General features: G+C 75.6%; 21 protein-coding genes. 14 read left to right on the top strand and 7 right to left on the bottom strand.

The genetic code is table 11. The features are described from left to right. Position 1: 1 nt before the first annotated feature. Positions 2-2,833: an FtsX-like permease family protein gene (locus tag ACH4T9_RS07760; protein WP_396670310.1), complete on the bottom strand. Its 2,832-nt coding sequence runs from the start codon at positions 2,831-2,833 to the stop codon at positions 2-4. A gap of 104 nt (positions 2,834-2,937) precedes the next feature. On the opposite strand from ACH4T9_RS07760, the gene ACH4T9_RS07765 reads away from it, so the two are divergent. Then, entirely contained in the window at positions 2,938-3,564 is a 627-nt protein-coding gene (locus ACH4T9_RS07765) for a PadR family transcriptional regulator (protein ID WP_396670309.1), read from the top strand. A 120-nt stretch (positions 3,565-3,684) separates the two neighbouring features. On the opposite strand, the gene ACH4T9_RS07770 is transcribed toward ACH4T9_RS07765, so the two are convergent. From ACH4T9_RS07770 to ACH4T9_RS07780, 3 genes are read right to left on the bottom strand one after another with little or no spacing between them, the layout of a single operon-like run. Continuing rightward, positions 3,685-4,794, bottom strand: coding sequence for a threonine aldolase family protein (locus ACH4T9_RS07770; RefSeq protein ID WP_396670308.1), 1,110 nt, complete (start codon positions 4,792-4,794; stop codon positions 3,685-3,687). After that, complete coding sequence (locus ACH4T9_RS07775) at positions 4,791-5,987, bottom strand: pyridoxal phosphate-dependent aminotransferase (protein WP_396670307.1); 1,197 nt, start codon at positions 5,985-5,987, stop codon at positions 4,791-4,793. Before ACH4T9_RS07775 ends, ACH4T9_RS07770 begins: the two co-directional genes overlap by 4 nt. Positions 5,988-6,026: 39 nt before the next feature. Beyond that, on the bottom strand, positions 6,027-6,548 hold the full coding sequence (locus ACH4T9_RS07780) for an MmpS family transport accessory protein (RefSeq protein WP_396670306.1): 522 nt from the start codon (positions 6,546-6,548) through the stop codon (positions 6,027-6,029). Positions 6,549-7,289: 741 nt separating this feature from the next. Here ACH4T9_RS07780 and glmS point away from each other — a divergent pair. Continuing rightward, complete coding sequence (gene glmS / locus ACH4T9_RS07785; RefSeq protein WP_396670305.1) at positions 7,290-9,203, top strand: glutamine--fructose-6-phosphate transaminase (isomerizing); 1,914 nt, start codon at positions 7,290-7,292, stop codon at positions 9,201-9,203. Positions 9,204-9,279: 76 nt separating this feature from the next. Here glmS and ACH4T9_RS07790 read toward each other — a convergent pair whose 3' ends face one another. Beyond that, positions 9,280-10,905, bottom strand: a complete 1,626-nt coding sequence (locus ACH4T9_RS07790; RefSeq protein WP_396670304.1) for an alpha/beta hydrolase — start codon at positions 10,903-10,905, stop codon at positions 9,280-9,282. After that, positions 10,902-11,198, bottom strand: a complete 297-nt coding sequence (locus ACH4T9_RS07795) for a hypothetical protein (protein WP_396670303.1) — start codon at positions 11,196-11,198, stop codon at positions 10,902-10,904. The genes ACH4T9_RS07790 and ACH4T9_RS07795 overlap by 4 nt, the downstream gene beginning before the upstream one ends. 330 nt (positions 11,199-11,528) lie before the next feature. Here ACH4T9_RS07795 and ACH4T9_RS07800 point away from each other — a divergent pair, with 330 nt between their 5' ends. From ACH4T9_RS07800 to ACH4T9_RS07855, 12 genes are all read left to right on the top strand, one after another. Next, positions 11,529-12,998: an NAD(P)H-hydrate dehydratase gene (locus ACH4T9_RS07800; protein ID WP_396670302.1), complete on the top strand. Its 1,470-nt coding sequence runs from the start codon at positions 11,529-11,531 to the stop codon at positions 12,996-12,998. Positions 12,999-13,070: 72 nt separating this feature from the next. Continuing rightward, positions 13,071-14,189, top strand: coding sequence for an alanine racemase (gene alr, locus ACH4T9_RS07805; RefSeq protein WP_396670301.1), 1,119 nt, complete (start codon positions 13,071-13,073; stop codon positions 14,187-14,189). 13 nt (positions 14,190-14,202) lie between these two features. After that, positions 14,203-15,291 (top strand): alpha/beta fold hydrolase, encoded by a 1,089-nt coding sequence (locus ACH4T9_RS07810; RefSeq protein ID WP_396670300.1) that lies wholly within the window; start codon positions 14,203-14,205, stop codon positions 15,289-15,291. 88 nt (positions 15,292-15,379) lie between these two features. Then, positions 15,380-15,862: a tRNA (adenosine(37)-N6)-threonylcarbamoyltransferase complex ATPase subunit type 1 TsaE gene (gene tsaE / locus ACH4T9_RS07815; RefSeq protein WP_396670299.1), complete on the top strand. Its 483-nt coding sequence runs from the start codon at positions 15,380-15,382 to the stop codon at positions 15,860-15,862. Between the two features lie 260 nt (positions 15,863-16,122). Then, on the top strand, positions 16,123-16,824 hold the full coding sequence (ung, locus tag ACH4T9_RS07820; protein ID WP_396670298.1) for a uracil-DNA glycosylase: 702 nt from the start codon (positions 16,123-16,125) through the stop codon (positions 16,822-16,824). 149 nt (positions 16,825-16,973) lie between these two features. Continuing rightward, the gene (locus ACH4T9_RS07825) at positions 16,974-17,834 is read left to right on the top strand and encodes a maleylpyruvate isomerase family mycothiol-dependent enzyme (RefSeq protein WP_396670297.1); all 861 of its coding nucleotides are present in this window, start codon (positions 16,974-16,976) and stop codon (positions 17,832-17,834) included. 78 nt (positions 17,835-17,912) lie between these two features. Then, the gene (gene tsaB / locus ACH4T9_RS07830) at positions 17,913-18,590 is read left to right on the top strand and encodes a tRNA (adenosine(37)-N6)-threonylcarbamoyltransferase complex dimerization subunit type 1 TsaB (protein WP_396670296.1); all 678 of its coding nucleotides are present in this window, start codon (positions 17,913-17,915) and stop codon (positions 18,588-18,590) included. Positions 18,591-18,645: 55 nt separating this feature from the next. Then, the gene (rimI, locus tag ACH4T9_RS07835; RefSeq protein ID WP_396670747.1) at positions 18,646-19,086 is read left to right on the top strand and encodes a ribosomal protein S18-alanine N-acetyltransferase; all 441 of its coding nucleotides are present in this window, start codon (positions 18,646-18,648) and stop codon (positions 19,084-19,086) included. A gap of 6 nt (positions 19,087-19,092) precedes the next feature. Further along, positions 19,093-20,139: a tRNA (adenosine(37)-N6)-threonylcarbamoyltransferase complex transferase subunit TsaD gene (gene tsaD, locus ACH4T9_RS07840; RefSeq protein ID WP_396670295.1), complete on the top strand. Its 1,047-nt coding sequence runs from the start codon at positions 19,093-19,095 to the stop codon at positions 20,137-20,139. A 32-nt stretch (positions 20,140-20,171) separates the two neighbouring features. After that, a complete protein-coding gene (locus tag ACH4T9_RS07845; RefSeq protein ID WP_117665155.1) occupies positions 20,172-20,426 on the top strand; it encodes a hypothetical protein in 255 nt (84 codons plus the stop codon). Between the two features lie 141 nt (positions 20,427-20,567). Next, complete coding sequence (locus ACH4T9_RS07850; protein ID WP_396670294.1) at positions 20,568-22,271, top strand: ABC transporter ATP-binding protein; 1,704 nt, start codon at positions 20,568-20,570, stop codon at positions 22,269-22,271. Continuing rightward, entirely contained in the window at positions 22,271-24,034 is a 1,764-nt protein-coding gene (locus ACH4T9_RS07855) for an ABC transporter ATP-binding protein (RefSeq protein ID WP_396670293.1), read from the top strand. Before ACH4T9_RS07850 ends, ACH4T9_RS07855 begins: the two co-directional genes overlap by 1 nt. A gap of 21 nt (positions 24,035-24,055) precedes the next feature. Here the strand turns inward: ACH4T9_RS07855 and ACH4T9_RS07860 are convergent, their stop codons facing one another. Continuing rightward, positions 24,056-24,346 carry a DUF1707 domain-containing protein gene (locus tag ACH4T9_RS07860; protein ID WP_396670292.1) on the bottom strand — a complete coding sequence of 97 codons (291 nt, stop codon included), beginning with the start codon at positions 24,344-24,346 and terminating at the stop codon, positions 24,056-24,058. Between the last annotated feature and the right edge of the window lie 14 nt (positions 24,347-24,360).

Consider the following 24,360-nt stretch of genomic DNA (forward strand, 5'->3'; position numbering starts at 1 on the left):
GTCACTCCTCTGCGAGTAGTCGTGCGGTCGGGAGGCGGCGCAGCAGCGCGGCGGGGACCAGCGCCGCCGCGCAGGTGATCAGCACCCCGGCGGCGGCGACCACGGCGGCCACCAACACCAGCGCCGCCGGCAGGTCGCCCACCAGCCAGGCCGCCCCGCCCAGGCCGAGTGCCGCCCCGGCGAGGGCGCCGAGCGCGCCGAGGAGGAACCCCTCGTACCCGATCAGGCGGGTCAGCGCGGCGTCGGTCCAGCCGACGGCCCGCAGCGTGGCCAGCTCGGCGGCCCGGTCCCGGATGTTCAGGTAGAGCACGTCGGCGACCGCGGCGGCGCCGAGCAGCACCGTCGCGACGGCAGCCAACCTGTCCGCGTCGCGCACGCTCAACGACACCGCGTCGCCCAGCAGGTTGCCGACGATGGCGCCGCGGAACGCGTACCCGGCGGCGGCGACCAGGGTCAGCGCGGCCACCCCGATGGCCAGCGCGCCGGAGCCGAGCAGGGTGCGCCCGGGGGTGCGGGCCAGGTTGGCCAGGGCCAGGCCGGCCAGGGTGCGCGGCCGGCGCACCCAGCGGGCCGTCGCCACCGGCGGTCGCAGCGCGGCGGCCGGGTGGGCGCGCGCGGCCCGTAGCGCCGGCGTCAGGCCCGCGACCAGCGCCAGCAGCAGGGCCACCGGTACGGCCAGCAGCGCCCGTCGCCATCCCACGTCGATGCCGAGCGCGGCCCCGAGCGGGACCGCCAGCCCCAGCGCGAGCAGCCCGGCGGCCAGCCCGAGCGCGCCGACCTCACCGAGGATCAGCGCGCCGATCCGCCGGGCCGGCCAGCCCAGGCAGGCGAGCACCGCCAGCTCGGACCGGCGGTCCCGGACGGCGGCGGCGACCGCGTTGCCGAGGAAGAGCGCGCAGACCACCAGCACCAGCACGAAGAGCGCGACGCTCTTGCGGTCCACCGCCTTCGTGATCACCGAGGCGACCCCGAGGGCCGACCACTCCTCGGTCAGCCGCAGCGCCGGCCGGCCGAACGACCCGGCGGGCAGCTCCACGGCCTGCGGGGCGGGGGACGAGCCGAGCGTGATGTCGACGTCGAGCCCGGTGGCCTGGGCGATCCGCTCGGCGACCAGCCGGACCTGTTCGGCGGCGCGCTCGCTGTAGCCGCCCACGTCGGCGACCCGGACCCGGATCGCGCTGATCGGGGCGGTGAGCTGCGGACTGCCGCCGCCGGCCAGCAGCTTCGGCACGCTGGCCAGGCTGGTCAGCAGCAGCGGCGGGGCGGAGAGGTGGCCGGCCGGGTTGCCGCCCGGCTCCAGCGGACGGCCGCCCAGGGCGTCCCGGCTGCGGGCGTCCGCGCCCTGCGCCGACGGTGGCTCGTACGTCTCCAGCGGCACCCGCCCGAGGTCGCTGAAGCCGGTCAGCTTCTCCGGGTCGAAGACCCCCACGGCCCGCCAGCTCCGGTACACCAGGTTGCGTGGATCCCCCTTCTTCAGCGGGAGCTTGCGCAGCGACCGCGCCCCGGTGTCGTCGGTCAGCCAGGGACGCGGGTAGGGGTTGAACGTCAACTGATCGCCGTACACCGTCGGATCGGCCGCCGGGAGCGCGCCGACCCGCAGCGTGCCGTCGGGCAGCCGGTCGTACCGCGTGGGCCCGGCCTGGACCATCGTCTGGAGCTGGCCGAAGCAGCAGCCGTCCGGGGAGAGGCCCGCGGAGATCCGGGTGCGCCAGCCGGCGGACACGTCGTGGCGGGCGTCGCCGGCGGGGAGCTCGGGGCCGCGCCGCAGGGCCCGCTCCAACTCGGCGAGGTCGACGCCGGCCGGGCGGGCCGCAGGCAGCCGGGTGAAGCTGGCGCGCAGCTCCTCGTCGACGAAGGGGCTGCTGGTCGCGAGCACCGGGACGGAGAGCATCTCGTCCGAGTCGATGTGCTTGACGGTCGTCGTGTCGTCCGGGCCCAGCGCCCGCCCGTCGACCACCGCCCCGCCGAGGCCCACGAGGCGGTCCTCGGCGGCCGGGTCCACGGCGGCGAGCAGGAGCGGCACCGTCAGGCTGACCGCGATCCGCAGCCGGTCCGAGGTGGACGAGGGGCCCGACCCCCCGTCGGCGAAGACGCCCGTGCCGGCCTCGAACCGGCCGTCGGGGAGCATCCGCACGGCCACCAGCGACCACTCCTCGCGCTCGGAGTACGCGCCCGGGCTGCCCCGGGCGTGCCGGGGGTCGCAGACGGCCCGGGTGCGGCCGTCGGGCAGTACCTCCCGCGGCGCGGGCCCGCACGCGTCGGCCCACGGATAGCTGCGCCCGTCGGTGTACGGGGTGGCGTCGCTGGAGTAGGGCACGTCGGTGCGGGGGTAGATCAACGGGTGGGTGGTGACGTACACGTAGCGGGGCCGGCCCGGCGCGCCGGAGAGCCCGCGCTCGGCGACGAACCGGGGGTCGACGCGGATGACCTGCCGGTCGAGCGACCGGTCCACCGCCCCGGTCAGGTCCAACGGGGTCGGCACCGGGGCGGTGGAGTAGCCGAGCATGGCGATGGGGGCGGCGACGTCCACCCCGGCGACCGCCTTCACCTGGTCGTACTGCGCGGTGGTGATGCCGCCGAAGAGGCCGGAGAGGTAGTTGGGCTGGACCAGCCGGCGTTCGGCCTCCAGTGGGGTGCGCGTGCCCTTCGGGCGGACCAGGATGTCGTAGGCGACGTCGGTGCCCCGCTCGACGGTGCCGGTGACGTCGAGCCGGGAGGTGGTGGTGGCACCGGTCAGGACGACGAAGCCGGTGGTCGCCACCAGCACGCCGGCCAACAGTGCCACCGACCGTCCCGCACGGCCGCGTAGCTGACTCCAGATGAAGTTGAACATTCGCGCCTCCCCGTGTGCTGCTGCACACTCTGCGGGATACATTGTGACAATGCAAGGCCGGGTCCGGAACGGTACCGACCGGGCGGAACGGAACGGAGGAGACGGTGGCGATCCAGCACGCGGTCCTGGCCCTGCTCGCCCGGGGGCCCAGCTACGGCTACCAACTGAAGGGCGCGTTCGAGGAGGCGGTGGGCCCGCAGTGGGGGCCGCTGAACATCGGGCACCTCTACCAGATCCTCGATCGGCTCTCCCGCGACGGCCTGGTCGTCGCCGAGCGGCAGGCTCAGCCGGTCAAACCCGACCGGGTGGTCTACGAGATCAGCCCCGACGGCCGCGCCGCGCTGCGGGGATGGCTCAACGAGCCCAGCCCGCGCAGCGGCGGATTCCGGGACGACTTCTTCCTCAAGGTCACCGCGGCGGCCCGCTCCGGCGCGCCGGACACGGTACGGACGGTGCTCGGTAACCAGCGTGGGCACCTCATGCGCGAGCTGCGCAACCTCGACGGGCTCCGCCGCCGGACCGCCGACCCGGTGGTGGCCCTGCTGCTCTCCGCCGCCAGCCGGCACGTCGAGGCCGATCTCGCGTTCGTCGACGACGCCGAGGCGGCGCTGCTGGCCGACGGTGGCGCGCTGCTCACCACGCTCGCGGGAAGCCCTCCGGGGCTCGACGGGAGCGGTTCAGGGACGGCGCCGCCCGTGTCGGGTCCCACCTCGACCCGCGCGGCCGGCTGACGCCGCGCCGCCGGTCGGCCACAGCGCCTCGGGACCCCGGCGCGCTGAGACCTGGAAGGGAAACGGCCTCTCCGGAGGCCGCCATCTTCCAAGCTCTCGCGCCCGGCTGGTGGAGGGGCGTCAGGTCGGCGGCAGCCGGCGCAGGAAGCGGGCGCCCAGGTCGGCGACCTGAGCGGCGTCGAGGTCGAGGGCCGGGGCCGCCACGGTGACCTCGGCCATCGCCAGGTCCGGGACCTCGGTGTCCTGCCAGCCGCCGACGAACCACGCCCCCTCCTCCTCGGCGAGGGCGAGGTTGGCCGCGTTGAGCCGGTCCGCCGAATGCGGCAGCCAGAGCCGAAACTGGTGGGTGTGCGGAGGCGTCGGATACACCCGGGCGCCGGGCAACCCGGCCAGGGCGGCGGCCACCGCTGTCGCGTGTGCCACGCACCTGGGTAGGCGGGGGAGCTCCCGGTCCAGCCCGACCAGCGCGGCCGCCGCCGCAGGCCACTGCTGGAACAGGGCGCCCCCGTACCGGTGCCGCCAGTCCCGGGCGTACCGGACCAGCCCGGCGTCCCCGGCGAGAGCCGCCCCGGAGATGCCTTCGATGGACTTGTAGAACGAGACGTACGTGCTGTCGGCGAGGGCGGCGATCGCGGCGGTCGGGCGCCCCAGGTGCGGGGTCGACTCCCACAGTCGGGCACCGTCGAGGTGCACCCGGGCTCCGGCATCCCGAGCCGCGGCGACCACGTCGACCAGCTCGTCCCAGGTGGGCAGCACGAAACCCGCGTCGCGCAGCGGCAGCTCCAGCAGCAGGGTGCCGATCGGCTCGGCGAGCTCCGCCACCTCCTCGGCGGTCGGGTTGCGCGGCGCGGTCGTGGTGCGCACCGCCCGCAGCCCGCCGAGCACCGCGTACGCGTCCCCCTCGTGCAGCATGAGGTGGCTGAGCGGGTGCAGGCCGACGGCGGTGCTGCCGGTCAGCTCCGCGCCGTACCGGACGGCGACCTGCTGGGCCATCGTGCCGGTGGGGAAGAAGACGGCGGCCTCCGTGCCGAGCAGCTCGGCGACCCGCAGCTCCAGGGCCTCGACCGGGCCGCCCTCGCCGTAGAAGTCGGGCAGGGCGTCCGGGGCGAGCGTGGCCCGTACGGCGTCGAGATGCTCGGCCATCGACACCGGCCGGACGCCGGAGAGCACCCGGTCACAGCCGCGCATGGCCGCCATCCGGCGGGCCCGGTCGGCGTACGCGTCGGTCATCCGGCGGCCCCCATCCGACGTAGCCGGGCCACCGCCTCGGTGAGCACCTCGGGCCGCTTGCAGAAGGCGAACCGGACCAGCCGCCGGCCAGCCTCGGCGTCGTCGTAGAACACCTGGGTCGGCACGGCGACCACCCCGCAGCGCTCCGGCAGCGACCGGCAGAACTCCACCCCGTCCCGCCCGCCGAGCCCGGTGACGTCGGCGGTGACGAAGTACGTCCCCTCCGGGGTGAGCACGTCGAAGCCTGCGTCGGTCAGCCCGGCGACGAGCTGGTCCCGCCGGGCCCGCATACCGGCCGCGAAGGCGGCGAAGTACCCGTCCGGCAGGGCGAGGGCCACCGCCACCGCCGGCTGCAACGGGGCGGCGTTGACGAAGGTGAGGAACTGCTTGACCCGCAGCACCGCCGACACCAGCGGGGCGGGGCCGCTGACCCAGCCGACCTTCCAGCCGGTGCAGGAGAACGTCTTGCCGGCCGAGGAGATCCGCAGGGTGCGCTCCCGCATGCCGGGCAGGGTGGCCAGCGGCACGTGGGGCGCGGCGGCGTCGGCGAAGACCAGGTGCTCGTACACCTCGTCGGTCACCGCGTACGCGTCGTGTTCGCGGCACAGCGCGGCCACCAGGGCCAGCTCGTCGGGGGTGAAGACCTTGCCGGTCGGGTTGTGCGGCGAGTTCAGCAGCACCAGCCGGGTCCGGGGCCCGAACGCGGCGCGCAGGGCGTCCGGGTCGAAGGCGTACCGGCCGTCCGGTCCCGGGCGCAGGGTCACCGGCCGCCGGACCGCGCCGGCGAGGGCGATCGAGGCCGCGTACGAGTCGTAGTACGGCTCGAAGCAGACCACCTCGTCGCCCGGCTCGCAGAGGGCGAGGATGCTCGCGGCGATCGCCTCGGTGGCCCCGGCGGTGATCACGATCTCGCCGTCCGGGTCGTACTCCAGGCCCCAGAACCGGCGCTGGTGGTCGGCTACGGCGGCGCGCAGCGCGGGGATGCCCGGACCGGGCGGATACTGGTTCTGCCCGCCGCGCAGCGCATCGGCGGCGGCGGCGAGCATCTCCGGCGGGCCGTCGGTGTCCGGGAAGCCCTGGCCCAGGTTGACCGCGCGGGTGCGCACGGCCAGGGCGGACATCTCGGCGAAGATGGTCGTCCCGAACGGCCGCATCCGGGCCACCAGCGGGTCGACATCGGTGGGCGTCGTCACCCGCGTCAGCCTACGGGCCAGGCCCGGCCACGCCCACCCTCAGCCGGTCGAGCAGGTGGTACGCCAGACTGCCGTGGTCCTGTCGGTCACCGGTGGGCCCGCCCCGGTGACCGACAGCCGGCAGGTGAGCGGTTCGGTCTCGTCGTAGGGCCGGGTGGCCTCCACCATGACCCGGCTCTGCCCGTTGGTCCTGATGGTGGTTCGCCAGGGCAGCTTCGCGCTGTCGACGTGGATCAGGTCGCTGTCGGCGTCGAAGTACGCGACGTCGGCCCGGCCGCCCCCGGTGACCTCGTAGACCACCGTCACCGGAGCCGGGCCGGCGGTCGGCCGGGTCACCGGCTTCTTCGACGGGTCGGCGGGGAAGGTGGGCGGGTCGACCGGCTCGGTCTCGTCCTCGTCGTACCAGGGCGGGTCGACCGGCCCGGTCTCGTCCTCGTCGTACCAGGGGCCGCCCGCTGTCGTCCCGTCCTCCACTGCGGCGGTGACGAACCCGCCCAGGCCGGCGCAGCAGCACAGCCCGAGCACCAGGACGACCACCAGCCCGATCACGAGCGCGATCACCTTCGCGTCGCCACCCGAGCGGGTGGGCGGCTGCCCCGGGTACGCGAACGGCGGTGGATAGCCGGCCGGAGGCCAACCGCCCTGCGCGGGGTTTCCCCCGGCGGGCCAGCCGGGCTGGGCGGGGCCGGGCTGTCCGGGAGGCCACCCCGCCGGGACGTACCCCGACCGGGGCTGCCCGCCGGGGAGGGATCCGCCCGCCGCCGACGCCTCCGCGGTGGCGGCGGGCGGGAGACCCGCTTGGTTCGCCGACAGGTCCCACGGCTCCGGCGCCGCCCACGGCTCCGGTGGGGCGAGCGGGCCGAGGGGCGCCCACGGTGCGGCGCCCGGTGTCGAGGGCGCCGGGGCCGGGGGGAGGCCCGGGACGGACGAGGGCGCCTGGTCCGGCGCGGACGTCGGAGGGCCGGCGGGGTCGGTGCCGGGGGACTGGCTCGGCTCGGGGGTCGACGACGCCTCGGACATCGGAGGGCTCCGGGAAAGGGGGGCGCGGCCGTGGCCGCGGAGGGAGCGGGTACACCGGGGACCGTTACCGAGACCGGCTCCCCGCGAGGAGGCCCTCAATGTACGCGTCCGGTCCGCCCGGCGGGCCCCTGCTGGTGGGCGCCGTCCGGCCGGAACTGGGGGCCCAGGGGCGGGAAGTTCGTCCCCGAGACCGCCACGCCTCACCCGTTCGCTCAAATCCAGTGCTTGTTTACCCGGCTTCCGCGCACGCGCGATGAGCGAAGCTGGGTTAGGCTGCGGGTCATGTGTGGAATCGTGGGTTACGCCGGCGCGCGCCCGGCGCTCGGTATCGTGCTCGACGGCTTGCGCCGCCTGGAGTACCGCGGCTACGACTCGGCCGGCGTGGCCGTCGTGTGCGATGGCGAGCTGCTGACCGAGAAAAAGGCGGGCAAGCTGGCCAACCTCGAGAAGGTGTTGGCCGAGCGCGCCGCCGTCGACCCCGAGGGCTGCGCCTCCAGCCCGATCGGCATCGGTGACGGCACCACCGGCATCGGCCACACCCGCTGGGCCACCCACGGCGGCCCCACCGACCGCAACGCCCACCCGCACGTCGCCCCCGACGGCCGGGTCGCCGTGATCCACAACGGCATCATCGAGAACTTCGCCAAGCTCCGCACCGAGCTGGAGGGCGCCGGCGTCCAGTTCAGCAGCGACACCGACACCGAGTGTGCCGCACACCTGCTCTCCGCCGCGCTGGCCGAGCTGCGCGCCGCCGGCGAGCCGGACGGGCCGGGACTGCTCGCCGCCGCGATGCGCGCGGTCTGCCAGCGGCTCGAAGGGGCGTTCACGCTGCTGGCCGTCGATGCCGCCGTGCCCGGCGCGGTGGTCGGCGCCCGGCGCAACTCCCCCCTGGTGGTGGGCCGGGGCGACGGGGAGAACTACCTCGCCAGCGACGTCGCCGCGTTCATCGAGCACACCCGCGACGCGATCGAGCTGGGCCAGGACCAGATCGTCCTGATCACTGCCGACGCCGTCGAGATCACCGACTTCGCCGGCCGTCCGGCGACCGGCAAGGACTTCCATGTCGACTGGGACTCCTCGGCCGCCGAGAAGGGCGGCTACGACTGGTTCATGCTCAAGGAGATCGAGGAGCAGCCGCAGGCAGTCGCCGACACCCTGCTCGGCCGGCTCACCGGGAGCGGCGAGATCATGCTCGACGAGGTCCGCCTCAGCGACCAGGACCTGCGCGACGTGGACAAGATCTTCATCGTCGCCTGCGGGACCGCCTACCACTCCGGCATGGTCGCCAAGTACGCCATCGAGCACTGGACCCGGATTCCCTGCGAGGTGGAACTCGCCAGCGAGTTCCGCTACCGCGACCCGGTCCTCGACCGGTCCACGCTGATCGTGGTGATCTCGCAGTCCGGCGAGACCATGGACACCCTGATGGCGCTGCGGCACGCCAAGGAGCAGAAGGCCCGGGTGCTGGCCATCTGCAACACCAACGGCTCGACCATCCCGCGCGAGTCCGACGCCGTCCTCTACACCCACGGCGGGCCGGAGATCGCCGTCGCCTCCACCAAGGCGTTCCTCACCCAGCTCGTGGCCTGCTACCTGATCGGGCTGCACCTGGCCCAGGTGCGCGGGATCAAGTTCGCCGACGAGGTGGCCGCCGTGGTGGACCAGCTCCACCAGATGCCCGCCAAGCTGCGCGAGCTGCTGGACCGGATCGCCCCGGTGCGCGAGCTGGCCCGGGAGATCCGCAACGAGCCCACGGTGCTCTTCATCGGCCGGCACGTCGGCTACCCGGTGGCCCTGGAGGGCGCGCTCAAGCTCAAGGAGTTGGCGTACATGCACGCCGAGGGGTTCGCCGCCGGGGAGCTCAAGCACGGCCCGATCGCCCTGATCGACGAGGGCACCCCGGTGATCTGCATCGTGCCGTCGCCGGTCGGCCGGGGCATGTTGCACGACAAGGTCGTCTCCAACATCCAGGAGGTCCGGGCCCGGGGCGCCCGGACGATCGTGATCGCCGAGGAGGGCGACGAGGCCGTGGTGCGCTACGCCGACCACCTGATCCGCGTGCCGCGCACGCCGACGCTGCTCGCCCCGTTGGTGACCACTGTGCCGTTGCAGGTGCTCGCGGCGGAGATCGCCGCAGCCCGGGGCCACGACGTCGACCAGCCCCGCAACCTGGCCAAGTCCGTCACCGTCGAGTAGCCGCCCGCCGGAACCGGCCCCCTCCGCCCGTCGGCGGCAGGGGGCCGCTGCGGCTTCCGGGGCACACGTCGGCACGTCACCGGCCCAGGACGACGCGGGCCATGCCGTCAAGGGCGGGATTGCCCGGGTCCCAGTAGCCGGTGTGGCCGTACCGGCCGCTGGGGAAGGTGCGGCCGCCGAACCCCGGGTCGGCCGGGTCGTGCCCGAACCACAGCGCGTGGTCCTCCCGGGCGGTCAGCACCGCCGCCAGCGGGCTGAGCCCGCGCAGCACGCGGCGGGGCAGCTCGTCGGGGGCAGGGGCCAGCCGGATCGCGTCGTCCGGCGCGGTGCTCGCCCAGACCTCGCCCGAGGGCAGGCGCAGCCCGTCGGCCCGGTCCACGCCCACCCCGGGGGAGCCCACGAACACCAGCGCGTCGGCGGCGAGTCCGTGGTCCCGGGCGGCGGTGCCCACGACCAGCGAGCCGTAGCTGTGCCCGAGCACCGTCTGCCGGGCCGGCGGGCCGTCGTGGGTGGCCCGCAGGCCCTCCTGGAACCGGTGCAGCGCCGGGCCGGCGTCCCGCGCCTGGCCGGGCAGGACCGCTTCGTGCAGGAAGTCCGGCGCGTCGTAGTCCAGCCAGAGCACCGCCGCCGTCGCCCCCGTCGGGTCCAGCGCCGCGCACCGGGCCTGCACCCGGCCCGCCCGGCCCAGCTCCCCGGCGGCGTCCGCGAGGCCGGCGGTCATTCCCGGGACGTACGTCAGCACCCGGTCGGCCCGGTCCGGGTCGCCCAGCGCCACGATCGCCCGGCCCTCGCCGCCCGGGGCGAGCCCCAGCAGATACGCGCGCGGCTGCCCGCCGCCGGTCAGTCGGGCGGCCAGCGCGTCCAGGCCGGTCAGGGCCGCCCCCACCCGGGCCAGCCCGGCAGTCTCCAACGGCCCGTGCGGCCACCGGGCCAGCAGCCGCCGCCGCTCGGCCAGCAGCACCTCCCGCCACCGGCCGACCAGCAGCCGGTTCGCCTGGTCCCGCGCCGCCGCCGGCACCCCGTCGAGCCGGCCGACCAGCTCCGGCTCCCGGGCCACCAGCCAGCGGCGCTGCGCCAGGGTGAGCCCGGCCCACCAGGCCCGGACGGTCGACGGGTCGGCGCCGGGCGTCGGCCGCCAGGGCGGGGGCGGGGCGACCCAGCCCGCCCGGGCCGCCGCAGCCAGCTCGTCGAGCCTGCCGGCCGTCTCCCGGTCGGCCGCGTCGGCCAGCGCGAGGGCGGCGGTCACGGCGGCGGCCACCCGCGCCACCGGCGGGTCGGGCGCGCTCGACCGGGTGCCCGAAGGGCCCGCACTCACCCGCCCCCGCCGGTCGATGCGCACCCCACCGGCCTCGGCCAGGGCGACCGCCTCGGCCATCCCGGCCCTGGCCCGGCGCAGCCTCCCGGCCAGCTCGGCGAGCACCTGGTCGGTCTCGATCAGTGCCGGCACGAGGGCGGCCAGGTCGGCCCGGAAGGCGGCGATCCGCCCGCCGGCCGCCCCGGCGGCGGCGCCCGTCCACCCGGCGCGCAGCGTCCCGGCAGCCCCGGCCAGCTCCGCCGACCGCCGGTCGACCAGCCCGGTCAGCCCTCGCCAGGCAGTCCCGGCCGCCGCCCAGCCGACCGGGTCGGCCGCCCACAGCCGGGCGTAGCCGCCGTCCCCGGCGGGGCCGCCCACCGTGCGGCCGTGCCCCGCCGACGTGCTCATCGGGGCAGGACCGTCAGCCGGCGGGCCGCCCGCTCGTCGGCCGTCTCGTAGCCTTCGGCGGCGGTGGACAACGCATGTCCGGCGGCGGCCACCCGTGCGCCGAGCCCGCCGCACCACGCGTGCACCGCCGACTCCAGGGCGGCCAGGGCGGGCGCCGACCGCCACCCGGGCGCCCGCACCACCAGGCCGGGCACCCCGGCCAGCCCGTGCCCCAGCCGGTACGCGTCGGCGTCGAGCGCCCGGGCCACTTCCCGCAGCAGTTCGGGACGGACGGTGAACGGCTCCTCGCGCATCGGCGCACTCCTCCGGCTCGGTGCCGCCGACAGGCGACGGGGGACTCCTCGACCGCGAAGGACGGCGGGTGAGGCCGCCACCACGACGGACGATGGCGACGACGTTAGGTGGCTCCGGTGCGGGCCGGCACGCCCTGTGGACAACGGGCGCCGGCCCGTACCCCCGGTTGTCCACAGGCGTTGCCCACAGCCGACCCGGTAGCTAATCTGCGGCCTCCTCCGCCGGTAGGGTGAGGCGGTGATCGTCGCTGTCGGCATCGTCCTGGTCGAGCGGTTCGCCAAGTCGTCACCCGGGTACGGACGCGACCGGCACGGACGGGACGGGGTGGCATGAAACCGGTGTGGCGGGTCGCGGACGTACGGGCGGCGGAGGCCGGGCTGATGGCCACCCTCCCCGCCGGGACGCTGATGCAGCGGGCCGCCGCGGGGCTGGCCCGCCGCTGCGCGCTGCTGCTCGCCGACCGGGGCGGGGTGTACGGCTCCCGGGTGCTGCTGCTGGTCGGCACCGGTGACAACGGCGGCGACGCCCTGTACGCCGGGCAGCGGCTGGCTCGCCGGGGTGCCGCCGTGTCGGTCCTGCTGCTCACCCCCGGGCGGGCGCACGCCGAGGGGCTGGCCGCGCTGCGCGCCGCCGGGGGCCGGCTGGTGGACCGCCCGCCCGCGCAGGTGGACCTGGTGCTGGACGGGATCGTCGGGATCGGCGGCACCGGCGGGCTGCGCGAGGCGGCCGAGCGGCTCGTCGCCGAGCTGCCCGGGCTGCGCGGCCGGGACGGCGTGCGGGCCGCCGTGGTCGCCGTGGACGTACCGAGCGGGGTCGCCGTCGACACCGGTCATGTGCCCCCGACCGCCTCCGGCCGGCCGAACGCGGTCCGCGCCGACGTGACGGTGGCGTTCGGCGCGCTGAAGCCGGCGCTGGTGGTCGGCCCGGCCGTGGCGCTGGCCGGCCAGGTCGAGTTGGTCGACATCGGGCTGGGGCCCTGGCTGCGCGGCACCCCCGCGCTACGGGTCACCGAGTGGTCCGACGTCGAGCAGTGGTGGCCGGAGCTGGGCCCGGCGTCGGAGAAGTACACCCGGGGCGTGGTCGGCCTGGCGACCGGCTCGGCGGCGTACCCGGGGGCGGCGGTGCTCTCCGTCGGTGGCGCGCTCGCCGGGCCGACCGGCCTGGTCCGGTACGCCGGGAGCGCCCGCGACGACGTGCTGCGCCAGCATCCCTCGGTGATCGCCAGCGGGCGGGTCGCCGACGCCGGCCGGGTGCAGGCGTGGGTCTGCGGCTCCGGCCTCGGCACCGGCGAGGACGCGGTGGCCGAGCTGCGCGCGGTGCTCGCCGCCCCGGTGCCGGTGGTGCTCGACGCCGACGCGTTGACCCTGCTGGTCGACGGGTCGATGGCGGACCGGCTGCGCAGCCGGGACGCCCCGATCGTGGTCACGCCGCACGACCGGGAGTTCGGCCGGCTCTGCGGCGAGGATCCCGGAGCCGACCGGGCCGCGGCGGCGCTGCGGCTGGCCGCCTGGATGAACGCGGTGGTGCTGCTCAAGGGGGACCGGACGATCGTCGCCACCCCCGACGGCCGGGCGTACGTCAACCCGACCGGAACTCCCGCGCTGGCCACCGGCGGCACGGGCGACGTGCTCGCCGGGCTGCTCGGCTCGCTGCTGGCCGCCGGGCTGGCCCCGGAGCGGGCGGCCGCCGCGGCGGCGTACCTGCACGGGCTGGCCGGCCGGGAGGCGGCCCTCGGCGGGCCGGTGACCGCGCCCGACGTGGCCGCCGCCCTCCGCCCGGTCGTCGCCCGGCTGCCCTGACCCCGGGCCGCCGCCGCGCCGTCCGGTGCGGCTCCGGCCCGGGTTGATCACCGTGGTCAGTAGGCTGGGGGCATGTGGCAGTCCGAGGTGCGGGTCGATCTTGACGCGATCCGGGAGAACGTGACGCGGCTCCGGGCCGGAACCAGCGGCGAGCTGATGGCGGTGGTCAAGGCCGACGGGTACGGCCACGGCATGCTCCCCTCGGCCCGCGCGGCGCTCGATGCGGGGGCCGACTGGCTCGGCGTCTGCACCCTGGACGAGGCGCTGACCCTGCGCCGGGCCGGCGTGACCGCGCCCGTGCTGGCCTGGCTGCTCGCCCCGGGGCTGCCGCTACACGAGGGCGTCGCGGTCGGGGTGGACCTGGCCGCCGCCAGCCTGACCCAGCTCGACGAGATGATCGAGGCGAGCCGGCAGGCCGGCAGCCCGGCTCGGCTGCACCTGAAGATCGACACCGGTCTGGCACGCGGCGGGGCCACCGTCGCCGACTGGCCGGCGCTGCTGGAGGCCGCCGCGAAGGCCCAGGCCGACGGTCTGGTCGAGGTGGTCGGCGTGTGGAGCCACTTCGTGTACGCGGACCTGCCCGGCCACCCCACCACCGACCGCCAGCTCGCCGTCTTCCACGAGGGGCTGGACATGGTCGAACGGGCCGGGCTGCGCCCGCGCTACCGGCACCTGGCCAACTCCGCCGCCACCCTGACCCGCCCCGACACCCACTTCGACCTGGTCCGGCCGGGGATCGCGACCTACGGGCTCTCCCCGGTGGCCGGCGAGCGGTTCGGGCTGCGCCCGGCGATGACCGCCCGAGCCCGGGTCATGCTCACCAAGCGGGTCCCGGCCGGCAGCGGCGTGTCGTACGGCCACACCTACCTCACCGAGGCCGACGCCAACCTGGCCGTGGTGCCGCTCGGCTACGCCGACGGGGTGCCCCGGCACGCCTCGAACACCGGCCCGGTGCAGCTCGCGGGCCGGCGGCGGACCGTCTCCGGCCGGATCTGCATGGACCAGTTCGTGGTCGACTGCGGCGACGACCCGGTGGCCGCCGGCGACGTGGTGACCCTGTTCGGCCCCGGCACCGACGGCGAGCCCACCGCCGACGACTGGGCCGCCGCGGCCGGCACCATCAACTTTGAGATCGTCACCCGGTTCGGCGGGATCCGGGTGCCCCGCGTCTACGACGGCGAGCGGCCGTGACCGGGGTGGCGGCGTGACCAGGTTCCGCATCCCCCGGCCGCGCACCGCCGCCGGCCGGGTCGCCGGTGTGCTCGGGGCCGCGGTCGGCGTGGCCGCCGCCGGGCTCGCGGCGGGCGTGGTGAGCGAACGCGCCCTGGTCCGCCGGCTCAAGACCGACCCCACCGATCCGTACGCCGACGAGGTCTTCGGCGCGCAGCCGTACGACGAGGCGTTGCGGCTGGAGTTGGCCGACGGCACCGACATCCACGTCGAGGTGGTCGAGCCGACCCGACCCGTCGCCGGGCACCCGACGGTGGTGCTGGTGCACGGCTTCTGCCTGGACATGGGCACCTTCCACTTCCAGCGCAAGATGCTCGCCGAGCGCGGCGAGCACCGCATCGTCGCGTACGACCAGCCGGGCCACGGCCGGTCGGGGCGGCTGGAGACCGGCGAGTACGACCTCGCCACGCTCGGCCGCACGCTGCGCCGGGTGATCGACCGGACCACCCCGGAGGGGCCACTGGTGCTGGTCGGCCACTCGATGGGCGGGATGACCATCATGGCGTTCGCCGAGCTGTACCCGGAGCTGTTCGGCGACCGGGTGGTCGGCACGGTGCTGATGGCCACCTCCGGCGGGCTGCTGGCCGAGACGAAGCTGGTGGCCCCGGCCCTGCTCGGGCGGGTCAGCTCGCCGGTGCTCTACATGATGAACAACGCCACCCGGTACGGCGGCACGGCCATCGACAAGGCCCGCAGGTCGGCCTCGAACATCGCCTGGCTGCTCACCCGCCAGTACGGCTTCGGCACCCCGAAGCCGAGCCCGGCCCTGGTGTCGTACGTAGAGCAGATGAACTCCCGGACCTCCGCCGACACGGTCACCCGCTACCTGCGCACCCTGGCCACCCACTCCCGGTACCCGGCGCTGGCGGCGTTGGCCGGCACCCCGGTGCTGGTGGTGGTCGGCGACAAGGACATGATCACGCCCGTGACGCACTCGGAGGAGATCGTCCGGCGGCTTCCGCACGCCGAGTTTCTCAAGATCCACGACAGCGGGCACGTGGTGATGCTGGAGCACGCCGACGAGGTCGACGCGGCCCTGGAACACTTCCTGGCGGCGCTGTGAGCGCCGCCGGGGACGGCCGTGCCGTCGGGCGTCCATCGCGCCCTCGGGGTGGCGCGGTGAGCGTCGTCGTGCCGTCGGTGGTGGCGCGGTGAGCGTCGTCGTCACGTTGTCGACGGTCGAGGACACCCACGCGTTCGGCCGGCGGCTGGCCGGGGTGCTGCGCGCCGGCGACCTGCTGCTGCTCACCGGCCCGCTCGGCGCCGGCAAGACCGCGCTGACCCAGGGCATCGGGGCGGGCCTCGGGGTACGGGGCGACATCACCTCACCGACCTTCGTGATCGCCCGGGTGCACCGCCCCGACCCGGCGCGCGGTGGCACGGTGGCGCTGGTGCACGCGGACGCGTACCGGCTCGGGGACGCCGCAGATCCGCGCGCGGAGATCGACGACCTCGACCTGGACGCCTCGGTCGACGACTCGGTCACCGTGGTCGAGTGGGGGGAGGGTCTGGTCGAGCAGCTCGTCGACGCCCACCTGCGGGTCCGCATCGACCGGCGCGACGACGACAGCCGGGTGATCGAGCTGGAGCCGGTCGGCGGCGACTGGCCCGCCCGGCTCGCCACCCTGCCCTGACCCACCCCGCCCCCGCCCCCGCCCCGCCCCGCCCCGCCCCGAGATCGTGCAGTTTCCCCGAAAGAGTGGCTATCGTCCGTCGTGAGGCCACTCTTTCCGGGAAACTGCGCTCGCCGCTCGCCGCTCGCCGGCCGCCGGCCGCCGGCCGCCGGCCGTCGGCCGTCGACCGTCGATGGGCAGCGACGGGAGGCCGTACTCCCGTGCCGGGGTGTCGGACGGGGCTGGTAGGAAAGGGGCCGACCGACTGCGAAAGGTTGCCGATGCCCAACGACGCCCCCGCCCTCGACCTGCTCGCGCTGCTGCCCGACGAGTGGCGCGCCGCGCTCACCCCCCACCTCGACCCGGCCCGCACCGCTGCGCTGGCCGAGTTCGTCGCCGGGGAGTACGCCACCCAGACCGTGTTCCCGCCGGTCGAGGACCTGTTCTCCGCCTACCGCCTGTGCGGGCCGCAGGGGTGTCGGGTGCTGATCCTGGGGCAGGACCCGTACCACAAGGCCGGGCAGGCGCACGGGCTGAGCTTCAGCGTCCGTGAGGGGGTGTCGGTCCCACCGTCGCTGCGCAACGTCTTCAAGGAGTTGGGCGAGGACCTGGGCGTGGCGAAGCCGCGCAGCGGCAACCTCGACGGCTGGGCGGCGCAGGGCGTGCTGTTGCTGAACTCGGTGCTGACCGTTCGGCAGGCCACCCCCGGATCGCACGCCAACAAGGGGTGGGAGGAGTTCACCGACGCCACGATCCGCGCCCTCGACGCCCTCGACGAGCGAGTCGTCTTCCTGCTCTGGGGCGGGTACGCCCGCAAGAAGGCCGCACTGGTCACCAACCCGCAGCACGTGGTGCTGGAGGCCGGCCACCCCAGCCCGATGAACCCGCGCGGCTTTCTCGGCAGCCGCCCGTTCAGCGCGACCAACAAGGCCCTCGCCGACGTCGGCCTGCCGACCATCGACTGGGAGCGGTCCGCCGGCTGAACCGCCCCGCACCGGATCGTTCGTCAGCCTTCGTGCGGGCTCGGCCGGTCGGTCGGCCGGCCGCCAACGAGGGCACGTGTGAAGTGACGTGGCGATCACTGTCCGCTGTAGACTTCCCGGGACCCGGTGCCTGCGATCGGAGGCGTCCCATGGCGACGACGGCGACCATCAGCCCCCGGCAGTGGCAGACGGCCAGGGAGGCGCTGGAGCAGGCCACCGCCCGGTTCGTCCGGCTGGTCGAGACGGTCGACCGGCCGGACACCATGGTGACCGCGCACTGGTCCGTGGCGGACACTGTCGTCCACCTGGTCTCGGTCGCCTGGTGGTACGCGACCAAACTCGACCCCGATCACCCGCCGCTGCCGATCCCTGGCCTCAGCGCCCAGCTCCCGACCGTCACCGTGGACACCATCGCCGACGTCAACGACCTGATACTGCGGCACCTGACCGACCGGTCGCCCCAGCCGCTGCTGGACCGGTTCCAGGCCGACGTGGACAAGATCCTCCGAATCACCGCCGACCGCCGACCGGACGAGCTGCTCAGCTGGTTCGGCGACGCCCGCGCGCCCCTCGCCGGTCTCTTCGGCCACCTGGTCAACGAGCTGCTCGTGCATGGCTGGGACATCGCCCGCGCGACCGGCCGGCCGTGGAAGATGCCCGGCTCGGAGGCCGTGCTCTTCTTCGAGGTCTTCCTGGTCAACGTGCTCCGCGCCGGCTACGGACACCTGCTCGACAACGATGAGCCGCCCCGGGAGCGCCCGATCACCGTCGAGTTCCGGTCCGCGTACTGCGCCGACATCACCCTCGTCCTGCACCGGGGGGTGGTGACGGTCGCCGCCCCGGGCACCCCGCCGGACGTCCGGGTCCGGTTCGACCCGGCGGCGCTCAACCTGATGCTGTTCGGCCGGGTCAGCCGGGTCCGCACGGTGCTCGCCGGCAAGCTCGCCCTCCGGGGCCCCCGCCCCTGGCTCCTCTTTCCTTTCCTCCGAGTCCTACGAGCACCAAACTGACCCACCCACCCCACCCCGGCGAGGGGCGGGCGGCGGGGGGTCGCTGGGGGAAGTGGCTGGGCGGTTAGGGTGGCGTTCGTGCTCGTACTGGTGCTGGACTCCTCGACCCCCGCGGTGACCGCGGCGCTGGTGGAGGTCACCGCCGAGGGTGTGACGGCCCGGGCGCAGCGCCGCACCGTCGACGCCCGCGCGCATGGCGAACTGCTCGCGCCGCAGGTCGACGCGGTCCTCGCCGAGGTCGACGCCCGCCCGGCCGACCTGGCCGCGATCGTGGCAGGGCTGGGCCCCGGCCCGTTCACCGGGCTGCGGGTGGGGCTGGTCACCGCCGCCACCATGGCCCAGGTGCTCGGCGTTCCCGCGTACGGCGTCTGCTCGCTCGACGGGATCGGCTACCCGGCGGCGGCCGGCGAGCCGGTCCTGGCGGCCAGCGACGCCCGCCGCCGGGAGGTCTACTGGGCGGTGTACGACGGCGCGGGCCAGCGGATCGCCGGCCCGGACGTGGACACCCCGGTGGTGGCCGCGCGGCGCGCTCGCGACCTCGGTGTCACCGCCGCCGTCGGCGACGGCGCGCACCGGTACGCCGAGGTGTTCGACCTGCCGCTGCGGGCCGAGCCCCGCTACCCGGACCCGATCGTGCTGGCCGCGCTGGCGGCCGAGCGGATCCGCTCCGGCGCCCCCGGTGATCCGCTCACCCCGCTGTACCTGCGCCGCCCCGACGCCGTGGCGGCCACCGCCCGCAAACCGGTCCTGCCGTGAGCGCGAGGAGTGAGTGGGGTTTGCGAGCCGAGGTAACGCCGTGAGCCCCGCCGGGGTGCGGCTGGAACCGTTCCGCTGGTGGCACATCGACGACGTGCTGCCGATCGAGGCGGACCTGTTCGGCGCCGAGCAGTGGTCGCCGGCGATGTTCTGGAACGAACTGGCCAACGGCCACTTCTACCTCGTCGCCACCGACGACGGCTCCCTGCTCGGCTACGCCGGGTTGGCCGTGGCGGCTCCGGACGAGGCGTGGGTGCAGAACATCGCCGTCCGCCGGGGAGCCCAGCGGCGCGGCGTGGGCCGGGCCCTGCTGGACGCGCTGCTCGCCGAGGCGGCCCGCCGGGGTGCGCGCAGCACGCTGCTGGAGGTCGCGGCGGACAACGCCCCCGCCCAGCGGCTCTACGCGACGTACGGCTTCGAGCCGATCGGGGTGCGCCGCGGCTACTACCAACCGAGCAACACCGATGCGCTGATAATGCGGCGCGAGCAGGACTGAGGAGACATGGCTGACGAACCGCTGATCCTCGGCATCGAGACGTCCTGCGACGAGACCGGGGTCGGCATCGTACGCGGGCACACCCTGCTCGCCGACGCGCTGGCCTCCAGCGTCGAGGAGCACGCCCGGTTCGGCGGCGTGGTGCCCGAGGTGGCCAGCCGGGCCCACCTGGAGGCCATCGTGCCGACCATGGACCGGGCGCTCAGGGAGGCGGGGGTGACCATCGCCGACATCGACGCCATCGCGGTGACCTCCGGCCCGGGGCTGGCCGGTGCGCTGCTGGTCGGCGTCGCCGCCGCCAAGGGGTACGCGCTGGCGGCCGAGAAGCCCGTGTACGGAGTCAATCACCTCGCCGCGCACGTCGCCGTGGACACCCTCGAACATGGGCCGCTGCCCGAGCCGGCGATCGCCCTGCTGGTCTCCGGCGGGCACTCGTCCCTGCTGCTCGTCGACGACCTGGCCCGGGGGGTGACTCCGCTCGGGGCGACGATCGACGACGCCGCCGGGGAGGCGTTCGACAAGGTGGCCCGGCTGCTCGGCCTGCCGTTCCCCGGCGGGCCGTACATCGACCGGGAGGCCCGGGCGGGCGACGCCGCCGCCATCGGCTTCCCGCGCGGGCTCACCGCCGCGAAGGACCTCGCCGCGCACCGGTACGACTTCTCGTTCTCCGGGTTGAAGACGGCGGTGGCCCGCTGGGTGGAGGCCCGGCAGCGGGCCGGCGAGCCGGTGCCGGTGGCCGACGTGGCCGCGTCGTTCCAGGAGGCGGTCTGCGACGTGCTCACCACGAAGGCGCTGGCCGCCTGCCGGGCCCACGGGATCGACACGCTGGTGATCGGCGGGGGCGTGGCGGCGAACTCCCGGCTGCGGGTGCTCGCGGAGGACCGGGCGGCCAAGCTGGGCATCCGGGTGCGGGTGCCCCGGCCGCAACTGTGCACCGACAACGGGGCGATGGTGGCCGCGCTCGGCTCCCACCTGGTCGCCGCCGGGGTCGCGCCGAGCCGGCTCGACCTGCCGGCCGACTCGGCCCTGCCGCTGACCACGGTGAGCGTGTGACGGCTCGACGTGACGGCGAGGGGAACGACGACGTGATCGTACGGATGTGGGAGGCGCGGGCGGAGGCCTACGGCTTCGCCGACCTGATCACCTGGGTCTGCGACACCGCCCTGCCCGAGTTCGAGCACGACCCGCTGCACCTGTCCAGCGAGGTGTTCAGCTCGACCGACCACCGGGTGGTGGTGATCTCGAAGTGGCGCAGCAGCCCCCGGCCGCTGCCCGACCCGCCCGCGACGCTGGTCGCCCGCCCGCCGCACTCGTGGGACTTCACCCAGGTCGACCGCTGAACCCGGCCGGCTGCCGCCGGTCAGGACAGGCCCAGAACGCAACCCCGGTCGCCCTGGCCGGCCCATCCCGTGCCCGGACGGACCTGAGCAGCGGCAATGCGGTGGCGCAACCGGTTCTCCACCGCCTAGCGTCGGCGGGTCATGCGATTCGAACCGGCCGGCGATCCCGGCGTACCCGACGACCGCTCGGCGACCCGTTACCTGGTTTGGCTGGCCGGTCGGCAACCGTTGCTCTTCTCCGCCGCCATCGGCCTCGGCGTGGTCTGGATGGTCGCCCAGGCCCTGATGCCGGCCACCGTCGGCCGGGCCGTGGACGCCGGCCTCACCCACCGTGACCAGGGCGCCCTGGTCACCTGGGGGCTGGCCCTGCTCGGGCTGGGCGTGCTCCAGGCCGGCGCGGGTTTGCTGCGGCACCGGTGCGCAATGCACAACTGGCTGGGCGGCGCGTACCGGACGGTGCAGGTCACCGTCGGCGCGGCGAACCGGCTGGGGGCCGCGCTGTCCCGCCGGGTCGCGGGGGGCGAGTTGGTCAGCATCGGCACGGCCGACATCGACCAGATTGGCCATGCGATCGACACCACCGCCCGGGGCGCCGGATCGCTGGTCGCCATCGCCACGGTGGCGGTGATCCTGCTCTCCACGTCGGTGCCGCTCGGCCTCGTCGTGGTGCTCGGGGTGCCGCTGCTGATGGCCGTGGTGGGGCTGCTCATCCGGCCGCTGCACCACCGGCAGCAGGCGTACCGGGACTCGGAGGGGGAGCTGACCGCCCGGGCCGGCGACATCGTCTCCGGGCTGCGGGTGGTGCGCGGCGTCGGCGGCGAGCCGGTGCTGTCAGCCCGGTACCGGGCCCGGTCCCAGGCGTTGCGCGCCGACGGGCTGCGGGTGGCCCGGGTGGAGTCGCTGATGGAGGCGACCCAGATCCTGCTGCCCGGCGCGTTTCTGGTGCTGGTCACCTGGCTGGGCGCCCGGTTCGCGCTGCGCGGCGAGATCACCGCCGGCCAGCTCGTCGCCTTTTACGGCTACACCGCGTTCCTGGTCAGCCCGCTGCGTAACCTCACCGAGTCGGTGGACCGGCTGATCCGGGGGCACGTGGCGGCCCGCCGGGTGGTCCGGCTGCTCCGGCTCGCCCCCGAGCTGGTCGACCCGGCCCGCCCGGTGACCCTGCCGGCCGGCCCCGGCGAACTGGTGGACGCCGAGTCGGGGCTGGTCGTGCCGGCCGGCCGGCTCACCGCGCTGGTTGCCGCCGCGCCCGAGGACGCCACCGCGATCGCCGACCGGCTCGGCCGGTACGTCGACGCGGAGGTGACGCTGCACGGCGTACCGCTGCGGGAGGTGGCGCTGGCGGCGGTGCGCGGGCGGATCCTGGTGGCCGACAACGACGCGTACCTGTTCACCGGCCCGCTGCGGGCGGAGCTGGACCCGCACGACGCGGCCGGGCCGGCGACGATCCTCGCGGCGCTGGACGCGGCGAGCGCGACCGACATCGTCGACGCCCTGTCCGACGGGCTGGACGGCCGGGTCGCCGAGCAGGGCCGGGAGTTCTCCGGCGGCCAGCAGCAGCGACTGCGGCTGGCCCGGGCGCTGGTCGCCGACCCGGAGACGCTGGTGCTGGTCGAGCCGACGAGCGCGGTGGACGCGCACACCGAGGCGCGGATCGCCGCGCGGCTCGGCCCGGCCCGGCGGGGCCGGACCACCCTGGTCTGCACCACCAGCCCGCTGGTGCTGGGCCGCGCCGAGCACGTGGTCTTCGTGGAGGACGGCAAGGTGGTGGCCGAGGGGCCGCACGAGGAACTGCTGCGCACCGAGCCGCGCTACGCGGCCACGGTGAGCCGGGGGGAGAGCTGATGACCACCGCGCTGCCGATTGCCGACGCCGGCCAGGTCCGCCGGTACGCCCGCGCCCTGGTCCGCCGTCACCCCCGCGCCCTGGCCGTCGCGCTCGGCCTGCACGCGCTGGCCGCGGCGGCCGGGCTGGTCGCGCCGCGGCTGCTCGGGGACCTGGTGGAGGGCATCTCCCAGGGCACCTCGACCGTCTCGGTGGACCGGATCGCGCTGGCCATCGGCGGTTTCGTGGTGGCACAGTCGGTGCTGGTGCGGTTCGCCCACCTGGCGTCGGCCCGGCTCGGCGAGGGGGTGCTCGCCGAACTGCGCGAGGAGTTCGTCGATCGGCTGCTCGCCCTGCCGTTGTCCACGGTGGAGCGGGCCGGCACCGGCGACCTGCTCACCCGGGCGTCCCGGGACGTCTCCGCGCTGTCCAGGACGGTTCGGTTCGCGGTGCCGGAGACCCTGATCGCGCTGGTCACCGTCGTGTTCGTCGTCGTCGCGCTGTTGCTCACCGGGCCGCTGCTCGTGCTGCCGAGCCTGCTCGCGGTGCCGATCCTGTGGGCCGGCACCCGGTGGTACCTGCGTCGCGCCCCGGACGGCTACCTGCGGGAGAACGCCGCGTACTCCGACATCACCGACGGGATCAGCGAGACCGTCGAGGGGGCGCGGACCACGGAGGCGCTGCGCCAGCAGGCCCGCCGCCAGGCCCGCAGCGCCGCCGACATCCGCCGGTCGTACGCGGCCGAGCGGTACACCCTCGGGCTGCGCACCGTCTTCTTCCCGGTCGCCGAACTCGGATACGTGGTGCCGGTCGTCGCCACCCTGGTCGCCGGCGGCTGGTTCTACCTGGAGGGCTGGGTCAGCCTCGGTCAGGTCACCGCGGCCACCCTCTACGCCCAGCAGCTCGTGGACCCGGTCAACCGGCTGCTCTCCTGGCTGGACGAGTTGCAGGTGGGTGGCGCATCGATGGCCCGGCTGCTCGGGGTGGCCGCCGCCGACGACGCGGGCCCTGCCCCGGCCGTCGGGTCCCCGCGGCCTTCGGCGGGCGGCGGCCCGGCCGCTCCCCGGCTCGCCGCCCGCGACGTCCGGTACGCCTACCGCGAGGGCCGGGACGTGCTGCACGGCGTGACCCTGGTGCCCGAGCTGGGGGAGAAGCTGGCCATGGTCGGGCCGTCCGGGGCGGGCAAGTCCACCCTGGGCCGGCTGCTGGCCGGGGTGCACTCCCCGCGCACCGGGTCGGTGACCGTCGACGGCCGGCCGCTGGCCGGGCTGCCCCTGGCGGAGCTGCGCACCCACGTCGCGTTGGTCACCCAGGAGCACCACGTCTTCATCGGCACGCTCGCCGACAACGTGGCGATGGTCCGGCCCGACGCCGACCCGGCCCGGGTCCGGTCGGCGCTGGGGGCGGTGGACGCCCTGGACTGGGCGGACGCGCTGCCGCAGGGCCTCGACACGGTGGTCGGCGCGGACGGGCACGCGCTCTCCCCGGCGCAGGCCCAGCAGCTCGCGTTGGCCCGGCTGGTGCTGGCCGACCCGCACACCCTGGTCCTGGACGAGGCGACCTCGCTGATCGACCCCCGGGCAGCCCGGCACATGGAGCGCTCGCTGGCCGCCGTGCTGGCGGGCCGGACGGTGATCGCCATCGCGCACCGGCTCTTCTCCGCGCACGACGCCGACCGGGTGGCCGTGGTGGAGGACGGCCGGATCACCGAGCTGGGCTCGCACGACGAGCTGGTCGCGGCCGGCGGCCCCTACGCCGCACTGTGGCGTTCCTGGCACGGCTGAGCCCGGGGGCCGGCGGCCGGGTCAGCGGGTGAGGGCCATCAGCAGGCCGAGCAGGACCAGGGTGGCGACGGCGACGGCGAAGACGACCAGCAGGTCCCGCCGGCCGTGGTCGGCGGCCGGCCCGGCGGGGGTCGGTTCGACCGGCAGGTCCCGGGTCACTGCGGCCAGGTCGTTGAGGGTACGGGCGGACCAGACCACCCCGACCCGCTCGGAGAACTCGTCCAGGCTGAGCCGGCCCGCCGAGGTGTGCCGTTGCAGCTCGGCGACCACCCGGTGCCGGTCGTCGTCGGAGGCGCGCAGCTCGACGTCCACGAAGGACAGGGTAC

Source organism: Micromonospora sp. NPDC020750 (genome assembly GCF_044334565.1).
In the GTDB taxonomy this organism is placed as follows: domain Bacteria; phylum Actinomycetota; class Actinomycetes; order Mycobacteriales; family Micromonosporaceae; genus Micromonospora.